This is a genomic window from Qipengyuania sp., from assembly GCF_042095715.1.
Lineage (GTDB): Bacteria > Pseudomonadota > Alphaproteobacteria > Sphingomonadales > Sphingomonadaceae > Qipengyuania.
This window is the reverse complement of sequence record NZ_JBELMO010000012.1, coordinates 39,509-56,788: the sequence shown is the minus strand read 5'-3', so window position 1 is coordinate 56,788 and position 17,280 is coordinate 39,509. Positions and strand designations below refer to the sequence as shown.

Sequence of the window (17,280 nt, the reverse complement as noted above, 5' to 3'; positions counted from 1 at the left end):
GGACGGGCGCCGTGTCGCCCTGGCCGAGGGGGCCGACGAGGCGATCTTCGTGCGGGACGATGGACTGGTGACGGAAGGAAGCACATCCAACGTGTTCGTCGCGCGGGACGGGATGCTGGTGACGCCGCCTGTCAGGCTCGGGCTTCTACCGGGCATCCTCCGGGGGCGGCTGATCGGCGAGGGCAAAGCCCGGGAAGAAGAGGTGACGGTGGCGGATCTGGAAGGCGGCTTCCTGCTCGGCAATGCCCTTCGCGGGCTGCATGAGGCGCGGCTGCTGTCGTGAGCCATCCGCCCATTCTCTTCGAAGATGCCGAGGCCCTGGTGATCGACAAGCCGGGCGGCCTGCCGATCGAGACGCCGCGCAAGGGCGGGGCCGCGCTGTCCGATCACATGGATGCGCTCAAGCTGGGCTTCCATCATGCGCCGCTGCCCGTCCATCGGCTCGACACGGATACCAGCGGCTGCCTGCTTCTCGCCCGCAATTCCAAGGCGCTGAAGCGCTTTGCAAGAGCTTTCGAGGAGAAGCTGGTGGGGAAGCGCTATCTGGGGGTGCTGGCGGCCGTTCCGCCGCGCAGCGAAGGCACGGTCGAACTGGCGCTCGCCAAGATCAGCAGCGCGCAGAAGGGCTGGCGGATGATCCCCGCGCGCAAGGGCAAGCCATCGGTCACCCATTGGCGGGTCCTTGGCGAGCAGGGCGGACTGGCGCTGGTCGAATTCCGGCCCGAGACCGGACGCACGCACCAGATCCGCGTCCATGCCGCGAGCGGGATCGGCATGCCCCTTCTGGGCGATCCGGTCTACGGGAGCGCCAAGGGCGCCCGCAGGACCATGCTCCACGCTGCGGGCCTGGACGTGCCGAGAACGGGCAAGCCCGCGATCGCCGCCACCGCGCCTCTGCCCGCCGATTTCGCGGCGCTGGGGTTTGCGGATGCGTAATGCGACACAGCGCGCGCTGGAGATCGCCGAAGAAAAATTCATCGCCGGCTCGGGGCCCGGCGGGCAGAACGTCAACAAGGTCGCATCCAGTGTGCAACTGCGGGTCGATGTCTTCGCAATCGGTTTGACCCCGGGCGCATACCACCGGTTGCAGGATCTGGCAGGAAGCAAGCTCACCAAGTCGGGCGAACTCATCCTGACCGCCAGCGAATATCGCACGCAGGCCGAAAACCGTGATGCAGCGCGCAAGCGCCTGGCAAATTTGATCGATGATGCGCTTACCCCGCCCAAGGCGCGCAAGAAAAGCCGCCTCAACCGCGTGGGCAAAACCCAGCGGCTCAAGGCCAAGAAAGTGCGCGGAACCGTGAAGGCCAATCGGGGCAAGGTGGACTGGTAGGCCGCAGTTGACTTTTCCCATGGAATCGCGCATTGGCCGCGCGCAAGCGGCGGGGCTTTCCGCCGCCTTTTGTTTTTTTGGGGGCGCAAGGCCCCGGTAAACCGACATTTTCAGGATAAGACCATGGCGAAGCCCACCACCGTCAAGATCAAGCTCGTCTCGACTGCCGACACGGGCTTCTACTATGTGACCAAGAAAAATCCGCGCAACCACACGGAAAAGTTCGTCTTCAAGAAGTACGATCCCGTCGCGCGCAAGCATGTCGAGTTCAAGGAAGCGAAGATCAAGTAAGCGCTGGCTGAATAACGGGAACACCCTGCATTCAGTGGCAGTTCAACGCTCCGAACCCATATACCGGAGCATGACGATCTTGCACAAAATTCCGAAAAAGCCGCTTGGCGCCGCATTTGCCGTGGCGCTGGGCGTTGCCGTTCCAGCCAGTTTTGCCGCCGCGCCGACACCGGTAAGCGCCGCTGCGGGCGACCTCGACCGCGCTGTCGAGGCTTTGCGCGGCATTTCGACCCTGACGGCGGACTTTACCCAGACCGACCGCAATGGCGCGACCATTCCGGGCAAGCTCTATCTCAAGAGACCGGGCAAGATCCGCTTCGAATACGACAAGAGCGCGAACATGCTCGTCGTGTCGAATGGCAAGTCGCTTTATCTGGTCGATTACGAGGTCAAGCAGGTCCAGCGCTGGCCCATCGGCAATTCGCCGCTGGGTGCGCTGCTGGATCCCAGTCGCGACGTGAAGACCTACGGCAAGCTGGTCCCCAGCGATCATCCTGACGTCGTAAGCGTCGAGGTGCGCGACAAGAAGCATCCCGAATACGGCGTCATCACGCTGATCTTCGTGCGCGATGCGAAGGCGCCGGGTGGGCTGGAACTCACCAACTGGGTCGCGCTGGATGCGCAGAACAACCGCACCACAGTGCGGCTGAAGAACCAGAACTACGGCGCGCAGGTTTCTGACAGCAAATTCAGGTTCACCGATCCGCGCCGAACGGGCGGTCGCCGCTAGGTAACGGTTTACCTCCGGTTTGCGCGAAACCCGCGACAATCCGATACGTCGCGTTCATCGGATCGAAAGCCGCGGAGCCCTAAATATGGTCTCACAGAGCGGTTGAAGGCGGGTTTTCCCCCCTGTTACCTCGACCTTCGGTACCCCGTTCTGTCCAAGCGTGACGAACGCATGAAGGACCCTCGTGCCAATGCCCCCGGCACGAGGGTTTTTTCATGCCCTCACTCCAGCCCCAGCGCTCCGGCGATGACTTGCTGGATCACGTTCTGCTCCATCACGCCATGCACCGCCTGGGAACCCGGACCGGTTGCATAGAGGGCCACATCCTCGCCCCCATGGGTCTCCGATCCCAGTGGGACCAGTGCCTGCTGATGGGCATGCAGACCGGTCTCCGGCACGCCGCGTTCGCCTTTCACGGCACCGGGTCCGTTGGCATAGCCGAGCGTAGTGTACGGCTTGCCATCCGCCGCCAGTGCTGGCTGGTCGGGTGATCCTTCGCCTTCGCCGCCACCGGTGACCAGACCCAGGATCGGATTGCCGCGCCTGGGGTAGCCGGCGATGGTGAACACATGGCTGTGATCCGCGGTGACCAGGATCAGCGTTTCGGCGGGATCGGTATGCTCCAGCGCGTATTGCACGGCACGGGCGAACTCGACCGTCTCCTCCAGCGCGTACCCCGCCTGGCCCGCGTGATGGGCGTGATCGATGCGTCCCCCTTCCACCATCAGGTAATAGCCGGCCTGCTTGCCGCCCAGGCGCGAAAGCGCGGCTGCGGTCATGTCGGTAAGGGTGGGCTCCCCGCTGTCTGCCGTGCGATCCGCCATGTAGGTCATGTGGCTGGGGCTGAAGAGGCCGAGGACGGGCTTGTTGGCAGGCGCCGCAGCCAGCGCCGATGCGGTCTGGACGAAGCTGCCCCCCGTGCGAGCGGCCCAGCCCTTGGCGATGTCGTCGGGCGCGAGCCGGCCCGCACCTGCGAACTTGCCCATTCCTCCGCCCAGCGCCACATCGAAGGGGAAGTTCAGGAGCTGGCTGGCTATGTCTTGGCATCCCTTGGCCCGCTCGGCTGCCGGAATGTCCTTGTCCGACTCCCAGTCCCTGTCCGGGCTGTGCGCGTAGACGGCGGCCGGGGTCGCATGGGTCAACCGCGCCGTGGTGACGATGCCGATGTTGAGGCCGGCCTGGCGGGCGGCTTCCGCCGTGATCGGCAGCGGATTGGCCATACCGGCCGCGCAATCGCCCTTGGGCACGCTGTGGTCCACATTGATCACGCCGATGCTGGTCTTCACGCCCGCGTTCAACGCGCTTGCCGTGCCGGCGCTGTCGGGGACCTGCGCATTGGTGTTGTAGGTCTTCACCAGTGCGGTCTGCGGAAAGCGTTCGAAGCTGAGCAGATTCTCCTCGCCGGTTTCGCCGCGCTTCTGCCCCTCGTAGATCCGCGCCGCGGTGATGGTGGAAATGCCCATGCCGTCGCCGATGAACAGGATGACGTTCTTGGCCCTCGCGGGCGGCGAAAGCTGCGTAACGGGGCGGTTCTGATCCGTCGCGCAGGCCGCCAGTGGCAGCGCGAGAAGAAGGGCGGCGACAAGGCGTATGGTCATGATGGGTTCCCGTTCGGTGGCTGGGCTCGCTCGTATCGTCTCCACATCACGGAGCAAGGTGACATTTGCGTGAAGGCCACCTAACTGACCGGCCATGCCCACGCTTTCGGTTGCCACCTGGAACATCAACTCCGTTCGCCTGCGCATCGATCAGGTCGAACGGTTCCTCACCGAACAGGCCCCCGATGTTCTGTGCCTGCAGGAGATCAAGTGCCAGGAGCACCAGTTCCCCTTCGAAGCCTTCCGCGCCGCCGGGTACGAACATATCGCCGTGCATGGGCAGAAAGGCTATCACGGGGTGGCCACTGTCAGCCGCGTGCCGATCCGCGATTTCTCCAGGCATGATTGGCAGGACAACGGCGAAGCGCGGCACATCGGCGTGGAACTGACCGATCCCGCCATGCAGGGCATGGTGATCGAGAATGTCTATATCCCGGCCGGCGGTGACGAGCCGGATCGCACCGTGAACCCCAAGTTCGGCCAGAAGCTCGATTTTCTGGAGCGGATGGCGCGCTGGGCGGACACGATCGAACGGCCCACGCTGATCGTGGGCGATTTCAACGTCGCGCCGCTCGAAAGCGATGTGTGGAATCACAAGGCGCTGCTGAAGGTGGTCAGCCACACGCCGATCGAGGTCGAGAGCCTGCAGCGCTTCATGGATGCGCATGGCTGGGCCGACATCGGGCGCCGGCATATTCCCGATCCGCAGCGCTATTATTCCTGGTGGAGCTATCGCGCCAAGGACTGGCGGGTGGGCGACCGGGGCCGCAGGCTCGACCATATGTGGGCCAGCCCCGCGCTGGCGGCGCAGACGACCGGCCATGCGGTGATCGAGGACACGCGCGGCTGGGAAAAGCCGAGCGACCATGTGCCGCTGGTCACGGAGTTCACGTTCTGAGCGACGGCTTGCCTCCGGCCTCACCTGCACGGCGCGCGGCGCAGGCGGTGGATGCCCTGCGGCATGGCTGGCCGCTCGCACTTCCGGGCGCGCCGGTGCTGCAACCGGTGGAAACCGCTTTCGGGGAAGGGCTGGCTGCCGGTTCGATGCTGGTATCCGCAAGCCGCGCCGCGACCCTGAAACTGGCCAATCAGCGGGAAGCGGCGGTGCCGGGCACGCCGGTATTGCTGCGCGGAGCCGACCCTTTCGACCTTTCGGCAGCGCAGACCGTGGCCGACCCGTCCCGCGATCTCGCCAGCCCTCTAAAGGGCCCGTTCAAGGCGATGCCTCTCCACTGGCGCGCTCAGGCGACGGCGGCGCTGGAACTGGCGCGTATCGCGGGCATTCTGCCAGCCTTCCTCGTCGACCCATCAGGGGCTGGGGAGGCGCAGGCAGTATTCGCGCAAGACATCGGCGCGCTGATGAACCCCTCCCGCCTCCAGATCGCGACGCGGGCCCGCCTGCCGGTAGAGGCACTTGAGGATGCGGAAATCATCGCCTTTCGCAGCACCGACGACATCCGCGAACATGCCGCGCTCGTGATCGGGCAGCGGACGGAAGGCCGTGTACCCCTCGTCCGGTTGCATTCCGAGTGCCTGACGGGCGACGTGTTCGGCAGTCTCAAGTGCGATTGCGGTCCCCAGCTCGACGCTGCGCTTGCCGCTATCGCGGAGGAAGCGCAGCGGGGCGGCTGGGGTGCGGTGCTCTACATGCGTCAGGAAGGGCGCGGTATCGGGCTGGTCAACAAGCTGCGCGCCTATCGTCTGCAGGACCAGGGTTTCGACACGCTCGACGCCAACACGCGGCTTGGCCTTCCCGCCGAGGCGCGCGATTTTCCGGTCGCCGCCCGAATGCTGGAACTGATGGGAGTGGGGCGGGTGCGTCTGCTTACGAACAACCCGGAAAAGGTCGCCGCCTTCGAAGCGGCAGGCATTACCGTGACCGAAAGGGTGTCCCTCGCGTTGGCCCCTGGCGTTCACAATCATCACTATCTGGCGACCAAGCGTGACCGGGCAGGGCATCTCATTCCCTGATTTTTTTGCTTGGTATCAGTTGCCTCGGGAACCGAACACGGTTGCGGCGCTTGGTTAAGCAAAGGTAAAGCCCTTTGGGTCGCAACATACTGGAAATTCGATGAGCAGTCCGCTCGGCGTCTCCGCCGCGACGGCACTTGCCCTCGCGGCAAGCGCGCCGCTCGCCGCTCAGCCCATCCATAACCCGCTGCCAACTGCCGCCGGCGTTCAACTGAATGCCCAGACCGGTGATCCGGTCGCAATTGCGACGTTGGGCTGGCTGTACGAAAGCGGCCATGGCGTAACCGCGGATGCCGCCAGGGCGGCCGGGTACTATCGGGCTGCGGCCGGCGAGGGCGATGCGTTTGCCAAGTGGCGTCTTGGCGTCATGATCGATCGGAATTTGACCGAAGGGACCGCGAGCGAAGCGATCCAACTGTTTCGCGAAGCCGCCGCGGACCGCACCTCCGGGGCCGCCGCAAGCTTGGGCGTGATGTACGCCGCCGGGCGAGGCGTCGATCAGGACTTCGAAGCGGCAATGCGCTATTACCAGGCGGCGGCGCACATGGGCAATGCACATGGTCTGGAAGGGATCGGAATCCTCTACGCGAACGGCCAAGGGGTCAAACGCGATATGAGAGAGGCGCTGGCGCACTGGCTGGTCGCGGCCGCTGCGGGCAACGGGGATGCGAAGTCCCTGCTTGGTCAGTATATGCCTTCCGCTTCGTCGCCAGAGGCGGCGCCGGTGTTCGCGCGCGCGAACCAGATCGCGGACGCCTACGACCGCATCGTCATGGCCGGTGTCCGGACCGCATCGATGGGGCGCTGATCAGCGTTTTCCTTCGCCGTTTTTCGCCTTTTGCCGATCGTACAATGCGTCGGCATCGATGATTTCGCTTCGCGCCTTCATCCATAAAACGCCGCCGACCAGCCAGATCATGCTGAGCAGCGAGCAGCCGATTACCGCGCCTGCGCGATAGATCGGATCCTGCAAGCCGCGCAGGCTCACGCTGATACCCCAGATCATCAGGACGAGCGCGACCGCCCACACCGTCAGCGCGATCCATCCGGCAAGATTGACCGGTGTTATCTGCCTGCTCATGCCCGCCTTGTAATAGCGGAAGCGCGGGCCTCCACTCACCGGTGACCCTCCAGAAAATCGGTTATGGCATCCACCAGACCCGCAGCCAGCGGGCGGTCGGGGTCGCCATAGGTCGCCAGATTGGCCGCACGGTCACCTTCGGGTACATCCTTCAGGACGTGGTTCATGGTCGCGAGCCTGACGAAACCGGCGTCCGGTCGCGCGGCTTGCAGCGCCGCGCCGTCTTCGGCGCCGACCTGAAGATCCTCTCCGCCCTGCACGATCAGCAGGGGAACCGGGGCGGACGATGCCTTGTCCGCCGGATCGAAGGCCATCATGTCGATGAGAAAATCCTGCACGGCTTCATTGAACAAGGATTTCAGTGCCGGATGCATGGCGGTGGTGTCGTAACGCTCGCCTTTTTCCAAAGCGGCGATGGCTTCGTCCGCTTGCGACAACAGCGGCGCATTTGCGGGGTTGGCCCGCAGCTGTTCGCGCAGGAGAACGCCAAGGGGCCTGCCCGGCGTGGCCAGCAGCACAAGGCCGCAAACCCCGTCGAGATCGGCGGACGCCAGCGCCACCAGCCCCCCTTCGCTGTGCCCCGCAAGCCAAAGGCACTCAGCGCCAGTCGCAGTGCGGGCCGACGCGATCCACGCGGCGACATCCTGCCTGTAGTCGCTCAGCCTCACGGCATTGGCGTCCGCCACCGCGTCTTTGCTGGCGAACATGCCGCGCTTGTCGATCCTGATCGATCCTATCCCCTCGTCTGCAAGTCCTTCGGCCAGCAGGCGATAGGAACCGGCGGAAATACCCAAGGGACTGTTGCCATCGCGATCCGTGGGACCGGAGCCGGGGATGATGAGGATCACGGGTTTGTCAGCGGCGGGCCGCACCAGCGTTCCGGACAGATCGCCTGCCGGGCCCGGTGCCGTGATCGGTTCGCCCGCTTGCGCCACGGTCCCGGCGGCAAGTGCGATCGCCGCCATGCCCGTCTTCGTCACTGTCCTGATCTTCGTCATGGGATGCCATCCTTCCTTGATCATTCGTTTCTGGGCGGTCGCCCACGCCTGGGCGGGGCGGTCTTGCTGACTTCGACCCCGCGCTTCTTGAGCGCTTCGCGGAGCAACATCTCAATCTGCGCGTTGGCGCTTCGCAACTCGGCTCCCGCCAGTCGCTCGATCGCGGCGAAGACCGCCGGATCGAGGCGAAGGGCGAAGGCTTTCTTCTGCATCGGTCAGGAAATCCGCAGAGCGTGCTTATTGATAAAGCGTACCGGCATTGACGACCGGCTGCGCCTCACGCTCGCCGCAGAGCACCACCATCAGATTGGAGACCATGGTCGCGCGCCGCTCGTCGTCGAGCTCGACGATGTTGTCCTGGCTCAGCTTGGTCAGCGCGTCCTCGACCATGCCCACCGCGCCCATCACCAGCTTGGCCCGCGCGGCGATGACCGCTTCGGCCTGCTGCCGGCGCAGCATGGCGCCTGCGATTTCCGAAGCATAGGCGAGATGAGTCAGGCCCGCCTCGTCCACCACAATTCCCGCCACCTTGACCCGGTCGTTCAGCTCTTCCAGCAACTCGCGGTTCACGGTGTCGCCACTGCTGCGCAGTGTGGTTTCCTCGCCTTCGAAATCGTCATAGGGGTGGCGCGATCCGACCGTCCGCAGCCCGGCCTCGATCTGGATGTTCACGAAAGCCTTGTAATCGTCCACGTCGAACACAGCCTGTGCCGTATCGCGCACGCGCCACACCACGTTGCAGGCGATGTCGATCGGATTTCCCCGCAAATCGTTGATCTTCACGCGTTCCGAATGGATATTGTGGGCGCGCACGCTGATCTTGTTGCGCATGATCCACGGCCACACCCAGCGCAGCCCCTCGCGCCGCTCCGTCCCGCGGTATTCACCGAACAATGTCAGGACGGCGGCCTGGTTGGGCTGGATCATGAAAAATCCGATTCCGATGAAGACAGCGGCAAGGATCGGTCCCAGAAGCAGGCCGACGAACATCAGCTTGTCAGCCTTGGAGGCGCCCGCGGGGGGCAGGCCGGTGATCAGATCCCAGGCCACTACGGCGGCGAGCGCGAGCAGGATGAACAGGACCGGATAACCGCTGTAGCTGGCGCCCTTGCGCTCGATGCTGGTATTCATCCCTATGAGTTCGATGGACATCGAAAAGCCCTCCTTCGATATAATTATGATATCATATTTATATCGCGGTTGGCGCGAGTCAAGCTTTGGGAAAGGCCGGTACTTAACCCCTTGTAACCGCGTCCAGAAACGGCCGTCCGTAAGCATCGAGCTTCTTCGCCCCGACACCCGGGAGCGCGCCCAGCTCGGATAGCGACGACGGGCGCGCTTCGGCGATGGCGCGCAGGGTCGAATCGTGGAAGACAACATAGGGCGGCACACCCGCCTCCTTCGCCAGATCGCGCCGCAGGTCGCGCAGTGCCTCGAACAGCGGATCGTCCACCGGGTTGGCCGCGCCGCGATCGCGGCGGCGGCCGGACCGTTTCGGTGGGATCACGATCGCCACCTGCTCGCCCCCTTTCAGGATCGCGCGGGCATCGCCGCCCAGTTCCAGCCCGCCGTGCACGTTGGCGACCAGCACGCCGCGCGCCTGAAGCGCCCGGGCGAGCGGCTGGAGCAGTGCCGCCTCTTCGGCCCCGACGATCCCGTAGACGCTGAGCGCATCGTGGCCGCGCTGGCGCACGCGCTCGTCCGTGCTTCCGGTCAGCACCTTGGCGAGGTGGCCGATGCCGAAGCTCTGGCCGGTGCGATAAGCTGCACTGAGCAGCTTCTGCGCCAGTTCGGTGACGTCGACCGTGCCGGGCTTGTCCAGACAGTTGTCGCAATTGCCGCATTCGGCAGGCGGATCCTCACCGAAATGCCGCAACAACACCGCGCGGCGGCAATCCGGCGTCTCGATCAGGGCGGCGAGCGAATCGAGGCGTGCGCGCTCGGCCATGCGGCGATCCTCGGGCACTTCGGACAGGCGCTGGCGCGCGGTGGCGAAATCGGTCGCGCCCCAGAACATCACCGCGCGGGCGGGATCGCCGTCGCGCCCGGCGCGCCCCGTTTCCTGATAATAGCCCTCGATCGACTTGGGAATCCCGGCATGCGCCACGAAGCGGACGTCGGGCTTGTCGATCCCCATGCCGAAGGCGACCGTCGCCACCACCACCATATCCTCGCTGGCGACGAAGGCGGCCTGGTTGTCGGCGCGGACACCTGGGTCGAGCCCTGCATGATAGGGCCGCACCTCCCGCCCGGTGGCCTTTGAAAGCTGTTCGGCCAGCCGCTCGGTCTTGGCGCGAGTGGGGACGTAGACGATGCCCGGCCCCGGCTGCTGCGCCATCAGCTGTGCGATCTGGCGCGCGGGATTGTCGCGCGGGCGCATCGCATAGCGGATGTTGGGCCGGTCGAACCCGGCAAGCACCAGCCCCTCCTCCGCAATGCCCAGCTGACCCAGGATATCGGCGCGGGTCTGCCTGTCCGCGGTCGCCGTAAGCGCGAGGCGCGGCACCTCGAGGAAGGCATCCATAAGAGGGCGAAGCTGGCGGTAATCGGGGCGGAAATCATGCCCCCATTCGGACACGCAATGCGCCTCGTCGATCGCGAACAGGGCGAGCGGTGCCTCCGACAGCAGCGCGCGAAAGCCCGGCTGGCTTGCCCGCTCGGGCGCGACATAGAGCAGATCGAGCTCGCCCGCGCGAAACGCGTCGATCGTTTCGCGCCAGTCCGCGTCTACGCTGGTCAACGTCGCGGCGCGGATCCCGTTGGCCCGCGCGCTGCGCAGCTGATCGTGCATCAGCGCGATCAGAGGGCTCACGACCACGCAGGTTCCCTCCAGCAGCACCGCGGGCAGCTGATAGGTCAGCGACTTGCCCGCGCCCGTCGGCATCACCGCCAGCGTGCGTTCGCCCCCGAGGACGCGCTCGATCACCGCGCCCTGTCGCCCGCGAAAGTCGTCGAACCCGAAAACCCGCTTGAGCGCGCTTCGGGCGGTGTCGAGGTTTGGGCGATCCATGCGCGGCTGTTGGCAGACGCATTGGTTCGTGGGAACGGCGAAAGGGCGTTTTTCCCCTTGGCCAGCGACCGGCCCTATGGTTACTGGCGCCGAACCTGTTTTTCAGGCCCGCCTTTCAGGAGAGAACCGATGACCCTTCGCCATGCAATCGCCTTTGCCGCCCCGCTCGCCCTGGCCCTGTCGGCCTGCGGCAGTTCCGATAACGCCTCGACCGAGGCCGAGGCCGACACCGTCGAAATCCCGGCTAACGAGGCGCTGGAGGGTGTCGAAGCGATGCCCGTCGAAGATCCCGACGCCAATACGCAATTCGTCGATCCTGCCGATGACACCACCCCGGCCGAAACCGAGGAGGATCGCATCCAGGCAGCCGGCGACAGCGCCGCCGACACCGCAGCCGCGGCTGCCGATGCAATGGGCGACATGGAGACCGAGGAACAGTAAGCCCAATGCCCCTGCGGCTTCGCATCGTGCTGGCCGCCCTGGCGCTGGCGGCGACCGGATGCTCGGACGATTCCGAAGCACCCGCGCCGCCCACGCCCAGCGAGGCACGCGCCGTGGCGGAGGCCAAGGCCATGATCCCTGCCGACGAAACACCCACCCCGACACCGGTTCCCGAGGAGAACGCCACGCCATGACGCAGACCGGAATGGATGCCGATACCTTCGAACAGTTCATCGACCAGCTCGACCGTTACGTGCGCGAGCGGCTGATCCCTGCCGAGAAGGAGACGATCGAGAACGATGCGATCCCGGCGGACGTGCTGGCGGAGATGAAGGATATGGGCCTGTTCGGTCTGACCGTTCCCGAGGAATTCGGCGGGGCGGGGCTCAGCACCAGCCAGTATGCACGCGTGGTCAAGACCATGGCCTATGCCGCGCCTGCCTTCCGTTCGATCTTCTCGATCAATGTCGGCATGTTCAATTCCGCCATCAAGAACGGGGGCACCGATGCGCAGAAAGCCGAGTGGTGGCCGCGCATCGCCGCGGGCGAGATTGCCTGTTTCGGCCTGACCGAGCCTGGCAGCGGCAGCGACAGCGCCGCCATGCAGACCACCGCGCGCCCCGACCCCGACGGCAACGGCTGGATCCTGAACGGCACCAAGCGCTATATCACCAATTCGCCGCAGGCCGATGTCGCGTTGATCATGGCGCGCACCGAAAAGGACGCGCTGCCCAAGAACGCCCATGTTTCCGCCTTCATCGTGCCGATGGATACCCCCGGCATGTCCACGGGCAGCCCGGACAAGAAAATGGGCCAGTCCGGTGCCCAGGTCGCGGACGTCATCATGGATGATGTCCATGTGCCCGGCGACGCGCTGCTGGGCGGGGAGACGGGCCGGGGCTTCGTGTTCGCCATGAAGAGCCTGGACAACGGGCGGATTTCCGTGGGCGCGGCCAGCACCGGCTATGCCCGCCGCGCGCTCGACAGCGCGGTCCGCTATGCCAGCGAGCGCAAGGCCTTCGGCGAACCCATCGCCAATTTCCAGCTCATCCAGCAGATGCTGGCCGAGAGCGAGACCGAGATCTACGCCGCCGAATGCATGATGGAAGACGTCGCGGCCCGCGTGGACCGGGGCGAGAACACCATCACCAAGGCCGCGGCGTTCAAGGTCTTCGCATCCGAGATGTGCGGGCGCGTGGTCGACCGCGTGGTGCAGATCTATGGCGGCGCCGGTTATCTGGCGGAATACGACGCCGAACGGTTCTTCCGCGATGCGCGCATTTATCGCATCTACGAAGGGACGACCCAGATCCTGCAACTCCAGATCGCCAAGCATATGCTCCGCGAATTCGCGGCGCATAGCTGAGCGATGTATGATCTTCTCGGCGATCTGAGCATAATCGAAGCGTCCAGCTTCGTCGCTTCCCCCACCGCCGGGCTATATTGCGCCCAGTTCGGAGCAGAGGTGATCCGCGTGGATCACAAGGCCGGCGGGCTCGATTACGATCGCTATATGCTCACGCGCGAGGGCCGCAGCCTGTCGTGGGAAAATCTCAACCGGGGCAAGAAGTCCGTCGCGCTCGATCTGCGCAGCGACGAAGGGCGCGAATTGCTGGTGGAAATGACCCGCAAGACGGGCAATGTCATCACCAATCTGCCCGAAAAGAGCTTCCTCAGCCACGCCGCGATGAGCCGGGGGCGCGCCGACCTCGTATCGCTGCGGGTGATGGGCTGGCACGATGGCCGGCAGGCGATGGATTTCACCGTCAATGCGGCCAGCGGCTATCCGCTGATGTGCGGGCCGGAAGAATGGGAGGCGGCCGATCCGCCGCCGGTCAATCAGGTCTTGCCGGCCTGGGATTTCATCACCGGCGCCTATTCCGCGTTTGCGCTGCTGTCGGGCATCCGCCACCGCGATCGAACCGGGGAGGGCAGCGAACTGCGCGTGCCCCTGGGCGATGTCGCCATCGGAACCATGGCCAATAGCGGGGCGATGGCCGAGATGCTCTATCGCGGCGGCGACCGCGAGCGGCTGGGCAATGCGATCTGGGGCGCCTTCGGGCGCGACTTCCGCAGCCGCGACGGGGTGCGCTTCATGGTCGCGGCGCTCACCGCCAAGCAGTGGCAGGGGCTGGTCGGTGCCTTCGATCTGGGCAACGAGATCGTCGCGCTCGAAGACGAACTTGGCGTGTGTTTCGCCGATGGCGACACGCCGCGCTTCGCACACCGCCATCGCCTGTTCGCGCTGTTCGAGACGAAGGCGGGGGCGCTTCCTTGGGCCGATCTGGAGGCGCGCCTCAGCGCCGCGGGGGCAACCTATGAACGCTATCGCACCATGCACGAGGCCGCGCAGGACCCGCTGCTGGTGGAAGGCAATCCTCTGTTCGGGCCATCGCCCGCCAATCCCAGCGGCTTCGCCTATCCCGCGACGCGCAGCTTCGCCAATATTCCGGGGCGCGAGCCCGCCGATCCGCGCCCCGCGCCGTTCCTTGGCGAGCATACCGAAGCGGTACTGGCCGAAAGGCTGGGGCTGCCGAGCGGCGCGATCGGCGATCTGGTCGATCGCGGCATCGCGCGCCTGTCCGACCGCAAATGAGCCTGTCCTACAAGGCCCTGTTTGTGCCATGGTCGGCTTATGAACGCAGCAAACTCCATTTTCGAAACGCGATTGGCGCCTGCCTCGTAGCCCTGGATTTTAATCCCAGGACTGCGTCACCTGCGTCAACCAAGTGTCAACTTCATTAAGCCTTGGACTTTGATCGATGAACGAATCACCCCTCCGCCGAGTTGCCATCTGCTCGCCCCTGCGCACCCCGGTCGGGAGCTTTCTGGGCACGCTTGCCCCCATCGAAGCGGGCGAACTGGGCGCGATCATCATCAAGGCGCTGGTGGAGCGCACGGGTGTGGACCCGGCGCGCGTCGATGACGTGGTTTTCAGCCAGGGCTACGGTAGCGGTGAGGCCCCGGCGATTGGTCGGTGGAGCTGGCTTGCCGCCGGAATGCCCATCGAAGTGCCCGGTTTCCAGCTCGACCGGCGCTGCGGATCGGGACTGCAGGCCGTCGCCACCGCGGCGATGATGGTCCAGACCGGCGTCGCCGACTGTGTGCTGGCGGGCGGCGTGGAAAGCATGTCGAACGTCGAACATTATACCACCAAGGCGCGGCACGGCGCGCGCATGGGGGACATGGTCCTGTGGGACCGGCTGACGCGCGGACGCCTGATGAGCCAGCCCATCGAACGTTTCGGCGTGATCAGCGGCATGATCGAGACGGCGGAAAATCTCGCCAGCGACTACGATATCAGCCGCGAGCAGTCGGACGCCTTCGCGGTGCGCAGCCACCAGAACGCGGCGAGGGCGTGGGACGAGGGCAAGTTCGACGCCCAGCTCGTGCCGGTGGAGGTCCCGCAGCGGCGCGGCGACCCCAAGGTCTTCGACCGGGACGAAGGGTTCCGCCCCGATGCGAGCATGGAATCGCTGGGTGCCTTGAGAGCCATCGAAGGCAAGTCCAATCCCTCCGCGGTCGTGACGGCGGGCAACGCCAGCCAGCAGAACGATGCCGCCGCCGCCTGTCTGATTGTGGCGGAAGACAAGCTGGAGGAGCTGGGCCTGGAGCCCATGCTGTGGCTCACATCATGGAGCGCGGCGGGCTGCGACCCCAGCCGCATGGGCATCGGCCCCGTCCCGGCGGTGGAACGGCTGTTCGCGCGCACCGGAATGGGCTGGGACGATATCGGACTGGTCGAGCTCAACGAAGCCTTCGCCCCGCAGGCACTGGCGGTTCTCAAGGGCTGGGGCTGGAGCGAGGATGACAGCCGCAGCGACATTCTCAATGTGAACGGCTCCGGCATCAGCCTCGGCCATCCCATTGGTGCCACCGGGATCCGCATCCTGGTCGACATGGCGCACGAGATGCACCGCCGCGAAGTGCGCTATGGGCTTGAAACCATGTGCATCGGCGGCGGGCAGGGAATGGCCGCGATCTTCGAGCGCGCGGCCTAACCGTCGCCAGCGTCGAAATCGGGCAGCGGCTGCAACACGCCGTAGCTTTCCTTTTCGGGTGCGTGCCCAAGCGGCGCCAGCTCGATTGCGGGCGGGGCCACGGCGGTATCGGGCAACCGGTCCAGCAGGTCGCGGATCAGCGTCAACCGCCCCCGTTTCTGGTCGTTGAAATCGACCAGCGTCCAGGGCGCCCACTCGGTATGGGTCGCGGTCAGCATGGCCTCCCGCGCATCCGTATAGTCGGTGTATTTCGCGCGCGCCGCCAGGTCGATGGGCGATAGCTTCCAGCGCTTGAGCGGGTCCTCGTACCGCTCCTGCAACCGCTCTTCCTGCTGCTCCTGATCGGTGGTGAGCCAGTATTTGAACAGGCGGATGCCATCTTCGACGAGCAAGCGCTCGAACACCGGTGTCTGGGCGAGAAAGGCGGACACCTGCGCCGCGCTGGCAAAGCCCATCACCGCCTCCACCCCGGCGCGATTGTACCAGCTGCGATCGAACAGCACGATTTCGCCAGCGCTCGGCAGATGCTGGACATAGCGCTGGAAGTACCATTGCGTACTCTCGGCCTCGCTTGGCTTGGGCAGCGCCACGACGCGGCACTGGCGGGGATTGAGCGGGTGCCGCATCGCGGAGATCGCTCCACCCTTTCCAGCGGTGTCGCGCCCTTCGAACAGCACCACGATCCGCTGGCCCGTCGCGGCCGCCCAGCGGGCCATCCCGACAAGCTCCTCATGCAGCGCTTCCAGTGTCTTTTCATAGTGCTTGGACTTCATGCGCGCTCCTTGCGATTTGTATGCCGCCGGGGGGGATGCTATTTGAACCTCATGACTACCGCCACGCTCATCGAACCGGAAACCGATTTCACCCGGCTGCCCGAAATGCCGGACGACGTTTTCACCGCCCCTCTCAAGCGGCCTGGGCATGTCGGCGAAGACTGGCTGGAGCCCAGCCAGACCGAGTATACAAGCGAAGACGACAAGATCTGGAACGATCTTTTTGCGCGCCAGATGGATGTTTTGCCGGGCCGCGCCGCCAGCGCTTTCCTGCGCGGGACGGAAAAGCTGGACCTGGGCCGGGGCGGCGTCCCCGATTTCTCCGAACTGTCCGCCGAACTGGGGAGGCTGACCGGGTGGAGCGTGGTGCCCGTACCCATGCTCATCCCCGACCATGTGTTCTTCTGGCATCTTGCCAATCGGCGCTTCCCGGCAGGCAATTTCATCCGCACCCGGGAAACCTTCGACTACATCCAGGAGCCGGACGTTTTTCACGATGTCTTCGGCCATGTGCCGATGCTGACCGATCCGGTCTACGCCGACTACATGCAGGAATACGGGCGCGCCGGATGGAAGGCGATGCGGTTCAACCGTCTCAAATCCCTAGGCGCATTGTACTGGTACACCGTCGAATTCGGGCTGATTCAGGAGCCGTCGGGCATAAAGGCCTATGGCGCGGGCATTCTCTCGGGCCCGACCGAGGTGGTCTATGCGGTGGAGGCCGAAAGCCCGAACCGCATCATGTTGAACGTCGATCGGGTCATGCGCACCGACTACGTCATCAGCGATCTTCAGCCGACATATTTCGTGATCCCATCATTCGAGGATCTTTATCATCAGACCGTGGAGCGGGATTTCGAGCGACTTTATCGCAGCCTGTCCCCCGGTTTCACCTATGCCAACAGCGCGATCATCGATGTCGACCACGTCCTGCATCGCGGTACGCAGGAATATCTGCTGCGGGGCGGGCGCGGCAGCGGGGCAAGACCCGTCTGAAGCCTCACCCACGAGTCGATCAAGGCATTTGGGACGCTTTTACGAAAACGGCCCCGG

The 17,280-nt window shown here is 65.1% G+C and carries 21 protein-coding genes; 14 read left to right on the top strand and 7 right to left on the bottom strand.

Annotation, left to right across the window (positions count from 1 at the left end; all coding sequences use genetic code 11):
- The 5 genes from ACFDTG_RS05115 to ACFDTG_RS05095 form a co-directional block, all read left to right on the top strand.
- Positions 1-283: aminotransferase class IV (locus tag ACFDTG_RS05115; RefSeq protein ID WP_375289936.1), on the top strand; the 283-nt coding region annotated here is incomplete at its 5' end.
- Positions 280-936, top strand: coding sequence for an RluA family pseudouridine synthase (locus tag ACFDTG_RS05110; protein ID WP_375289935.1), 657 nt, complete (start codon positions 280-282; stop codon positions 934-936). The genes ACFDTG_RS05115 and ACFDTG_RS05110, both read left to right, overlap by 4 nt.
- Positions 929-1,333 carry an alternative ribosome rescue aminoacyl-tRNA hydrolase ArfB gene (arfB, locus tag ACFDTG_RS05105; RefSeq protein WP_375289934.1) on the top strand — a complete coding sequence of 135 codons (405 nt, stop codon included), beginning with the start codon at positions 929-931 and terminating at the stop codon, positions 1,331-1,333. Before ACFDTG_RS05110 ends, arfB begins: the two co-directional genes overlap by 8 nt.
- Before the next feature lie 123 nt (positions 1,334-1,456).
- Positions 1,457-1,624, top strand: coding sequence for a 50S ribosomal protein L33 (gene rpmG / locus ACFDTG_RS05100; RefSeq protein WP_375289933.1), 168 nt, complete (start codon positions 1,457-1,459; stop codon positions 1,622-1,624).
- A 70-nt stretch (positions 1,625-1,694) separates the two neighbouring features.
- On the top strand, positions 1,695-2,354 hold the full coding sequence (locus tag ACFDTG_RS05095; protein WP_375289931.1) for an outer membrane lipoprotein carrier protein LolA: 660 nt from the start codon (positions 1,695-1,697) through the stop codon (positions 2,352-2,354).
- A 221-nt stretch (positions 2,355-2,575) separates the two neighbouring features.
- Here the strand turns inward: ACFDTG_RS05095 and ACFDTG_RS05090 are convergent, their stop codons facing one another.
- Positions 2,576-3,952, bottom strand: a complete 1,377-nt coding sequence (locus ACFDTG_RS05090; RefSeq protein ID WP_375289930.1) for an alkaline phosphatase — start codon at positions 3,950-3,952, stop codon at positions 2,576-2,578.
- A gap of 94 nt (positions 3,953-4,046) precedes the next feature.
- On the opposite strand from ACFDTG_RS05090, the gene xth reads away from it, so the two are divergent.
- From xth to ACFDTG_RS05075, 3 genes are all read left to right on the top strand, one after another.
- On the top strand, positions 4,047-4,850 hold the full coding sequence (xth, locus tag ACFDTG_RS05085) for an exodeoxyribonuclease III (protein ID WP_375289929.1): 804 nt from the start codon (positions 4,047-4,049) through the stop codon (positions 4,848-4,850).
- Between the two features lie 47 nt (positions 4,851-4,897).
- A complete protein-coding gene (gene ribA / locus ACFDTG_RS05080) occupies positions 4,898-5,923 on the top strand; it encodes a GTP cyclohydrolase II (protein WP_375289928.1) in 1,026 nt (341 codons plus the stop codon).
- A gap of 100 nt (positions 5,924-6,023) precedes the next feature.
- Entirely contained in the window at positions 6,024-6,731 is a 708-nt protein-coding gene (locus ACFDTG_RS05075) for a tetratricopeptide repeat protein (RefSeq protein WP_375289927.1), read from the top strand.
- Here ACFDTG_RS05075 and ACFDTG_RS05070 read toward each other — a convergent pair whose 3' ends face one another.
- The 5 genes from ACFDTG_RS05070 to recQ form a co-directional block, all read right to left on the bottom strand.
- Positions 6,732-7,043: a hypothetical protein gene (locus tag ACFDTG_RS05070; protein ID WP_375289926.1), complete on the bottom strand. Its 312-nt coding sequence runs from the start codon at positions 7,041-7,043 to the stop codon at positions 6,732-6,734.
- Positions 7,040-8,002, bottom strand: a complete 963-nt coding sequence (locus ACFDTG_RS05065) for an alpha/beta hydrolase (RefSeq protein ID WP_375289925.1) — start codon at positions 8,000-8,002, stop codon at positions 7,040-7,042. Before ACFDTG_RS05065 ends, ACFDTG_RS05070 begins: the two co-directional genes overlap by 4 nt.
- Positions 8,003-8,022: 20 nt before the next feature.
- On the bottom strand, positions 8,023-8,214 hold the full coding sequence (locus tag ACFDTG_RS05060) for a toxin-antitoxin system HicB family antitoxin (protein ID WP_375289924.1): 192 nt from the start codon (positions 8,212-8,214) through the stop codon (positions 8,023-8,025).
- Positions 8,215-8,239: 25 nt separating this feature from the next.
- Entirely contained in the window at positions 8,240-9,154 is a 915-nt protein-coding gene (locus ACFDTG_RS05055; protein ID WP_375289923.1) for an SPFH domain-containing protein, read from the bottom strand.
- Positions 9,155-9,236: 82 nt separating this feature from the next.
- A complete protein-coding gene (gene recQ / locus ACFDTG_RS05050; RefSeq protein WP_375289922.1) occupies positions 9,237-11,012 on the bottom strand; it encodes a DNA helicase RecQ in 1,776 nt (591 codons plus the stop codon).
- 129 nt (positions 11,013-11,141) lie between these two features.
- Here recQ and ACFDTG_RS05045 point away from each other — a divergent pair, with 129 nt between their 5' ends.
- The 5 genes from ACFDTG_RS05045 to ACFDTG_RS05025 all read left to right on the top strand — a co-directional run bounded on the left by ACFDTG_RS05045 (position 11,142) and on the right by ACFDTG_RS05025 (position 15,454).
- Entirely contained in the window at positions 11,142-11,453 is a 312-nt protein-coding gene (locus ACFDTG_RS05045; RefSeq protein ID WP_375289921.1) for a hypothetical protein, read from the top strand.
- A 5-nt stretch (positions 11,454-11,458) separates the two neighbouring features.
- The gene (locus ACFDTG_RS05040; protein ID WP_375289920.1) at positions 11,459-11,647 is read left to right on the top strand and encodes a hypothetical protein; all 189 of its coding nucleotides are present in this window, start codon (positions 11,459-11,461) and stop codon (positions 11,645-11,647) included.
- Positions 11,644-12,819, top strand: coding sequence for an acyl-CoA dehydrogenase family protein (locus tag ACFDTG_RS05035; protein WP_375289919.1), 1,176 nt, complete (start codon positions 11,644-11,646; stop codon positions 12,817-12,819). Before ACFDTG_RS05040 ends, ACFDTG_RS05035 begins: the two co-directional genes overlap by 4 nt.
- 3 nt (positions 12,820-12,822) lie before the next feature.
- The gene (locus ACFDTG_RS05030) at positions 12,823-14,049 is read left to right on the top strand and encodes a CoA transferase (protein ID WP_375289918.1); all 1,227 of its coding nucleotides are present in this window, start codon (positions 12,823-12,825) and stop codon (positions 14,047-14,049) included.
- Positions 14,050-14,215: 166 nt separating this feature from the next.
- A complete protein-coding gene (locus ACFDTG_RS05025; RefSeq protein WP_375289917.1) occupies positions 14,216-15,454 on the top strand; it encodes an acetyl-CoA C-acetyltransferase in 1,239 nt (412 codons plus the stop codon).
- Here the strand turns inward: ACFDTG_RS05025 and ppk2 are convergent.
- Positions 15,451-16,227 (bottom strand): polyphosphate kinase 2, encoded by a 777-nt coding sequence (gene ppk2 / locus ACFDTG_RS05020; RefSeq protein WP_375289916.1) that lies wholly within the window; start codon positions 16,225-16,227, stop codon positions 15,451-15,453. The two genes, ACFDTG_RS05025 and ppk2, sit on opposite strands and share 4 nt — an antisense overlap.
- A 105-nt stretch (positions 16,228-16,332) precedes the next feature.
- On the opposite strand from ppk2, the gene phhA reads away from it, so the two are divergent.
- Positions 16,333-17,223 carry a phenylalanine 4-monooxygenase gene (gene phhA, locus ACFDTG_RS05015; protein WP_375289941.1) on the top strand — a complete coding sequence of 297 codons (891 nt, stop codon included), beginning with the start codon at positions 16,333-16,335 and terminating at the stop codon, positions 17,221-17,223.
- Positions 17,224-17,280: the final 57 nt, after the last annotated feature.

Bases quoted from the DNA above. Each gene is read 5' to 3' on its own strand.
- ppk2 (WP_375289916.1), bottom strand. From the start codon at position 16,227: ATGAAGTCCAAGCACTATGAAAAGACACTGGAAGCGCTGCATGAGGAG.
- phhA (WP_375289941.1), top strand. From the start codon at position 16,333: ATGCCGGACGACGTTTTCACCGCCCCTCTCAAGCGGCCTGGGCATGTC.
- arfB (WP_375289934.1), top strand. From the start codon at position 929: ATGCGTAATGCGACACAGCGCGCGCTGGAGATCGCCGAAGAAAAATTC.
- ACFDTG_RS05025 (WP_375289917.1), top strand. From the start codon at position 14,216: ATGAACGAATCACCCCTCCGCCGAGTTGCCATCTGCTCGCCCCTGCGC.
- ACFDTG_RS05090 (WP_375289930.1), bottom strand. From the start codon at position 3,952: ATGACCATACGCCTTGTCGCCGCCCTTCTTCTCGCGCTGCCACTGGCG.
- ACFDTG_RS05030 (WP_375289918.1), top strand. From the start codon at position 12,823: ATGTATGATCTTCTCGGCGATCTGAGCATAATCGAAGCGTCCAGCTTC.
- ACFDTG_RS05035 (WP_375289919.1), top strand. From the start codon at position 11,644: ATGACGCAGACCGGAATGGATGCCGATACCTTCGAACAGTTCATCGAC.
- ACFDTG_RS05040 (WP_375289920.1), top strand. From the start codon at position 11,459: ATGCCCCTGCGGCTTCGCATCGTGCTGGCCGCCCTGGCGCTGGCGGCG.
- ACFDTG_RS05095 (WP_375289931.1), top strand. From the start codon at position 1,695: ATGACGATCTTGCACAAAATTCCGAAAAAGCCGCTTGGCGCCGCATTT.
- recQ (WP_375289922.1), bottom strand. From the start codon at position 11,012: ATGGATCGCCCAAACCTCGACACCGCCCGAAGCGCGCTCAAGCGGGTT.
- rpmG (WP_375289933.1), top strand. From the start codon at position 1,457: ATGGCGAAGCCCACCACCGTCAAGATCAAGCTCGTCTCGACTGCCGAC.
- ACFDTG_RS05075 (WP_375289927.1), top strand. From the start codon at position 6,024: ATGAGCAGTCCGCTCGGCGTCTCCGCCGCGACGGCACTTGCCCTCGCG.
- ACFDTG_RS05055 (WP_375289923.1), bottom strand. From the start codon at position 9,154: ATGTCCATCGAACTCATAGGGATGAATACCAGCATCGAGCGCAAGGGC.
- ACFDTG_RS05060 (WP_375289924.1), bottom strand. From the start codon at position 8,214: ATGCAGAAGAAAGCCTTCGCCCTTCGCCTCGATCCGGCGGTCTTCGCC.
- ACFDTG_RS05065 (WP_375289925.1), bottom strand. From the start codon at position 8,002: ATGACGAAGATCAGGACAGTGACGAAGACGGGCATGGCGGCGATCGCA.
- ACFDTG_RS05045 (WP_375289921.1), top strand. From the start codon at position 11,142: ATGACCCTTCGCCATGCAATCGCCTTTGCCGCCCCGCTCGCCCTGGCC.
- xth (WP_375289929.1), top strand. From the start codon at position 4,047: ATGCCCACGCTTTCGGTTGCCACCTGGAACATCAACTCCGTTCGCCTG.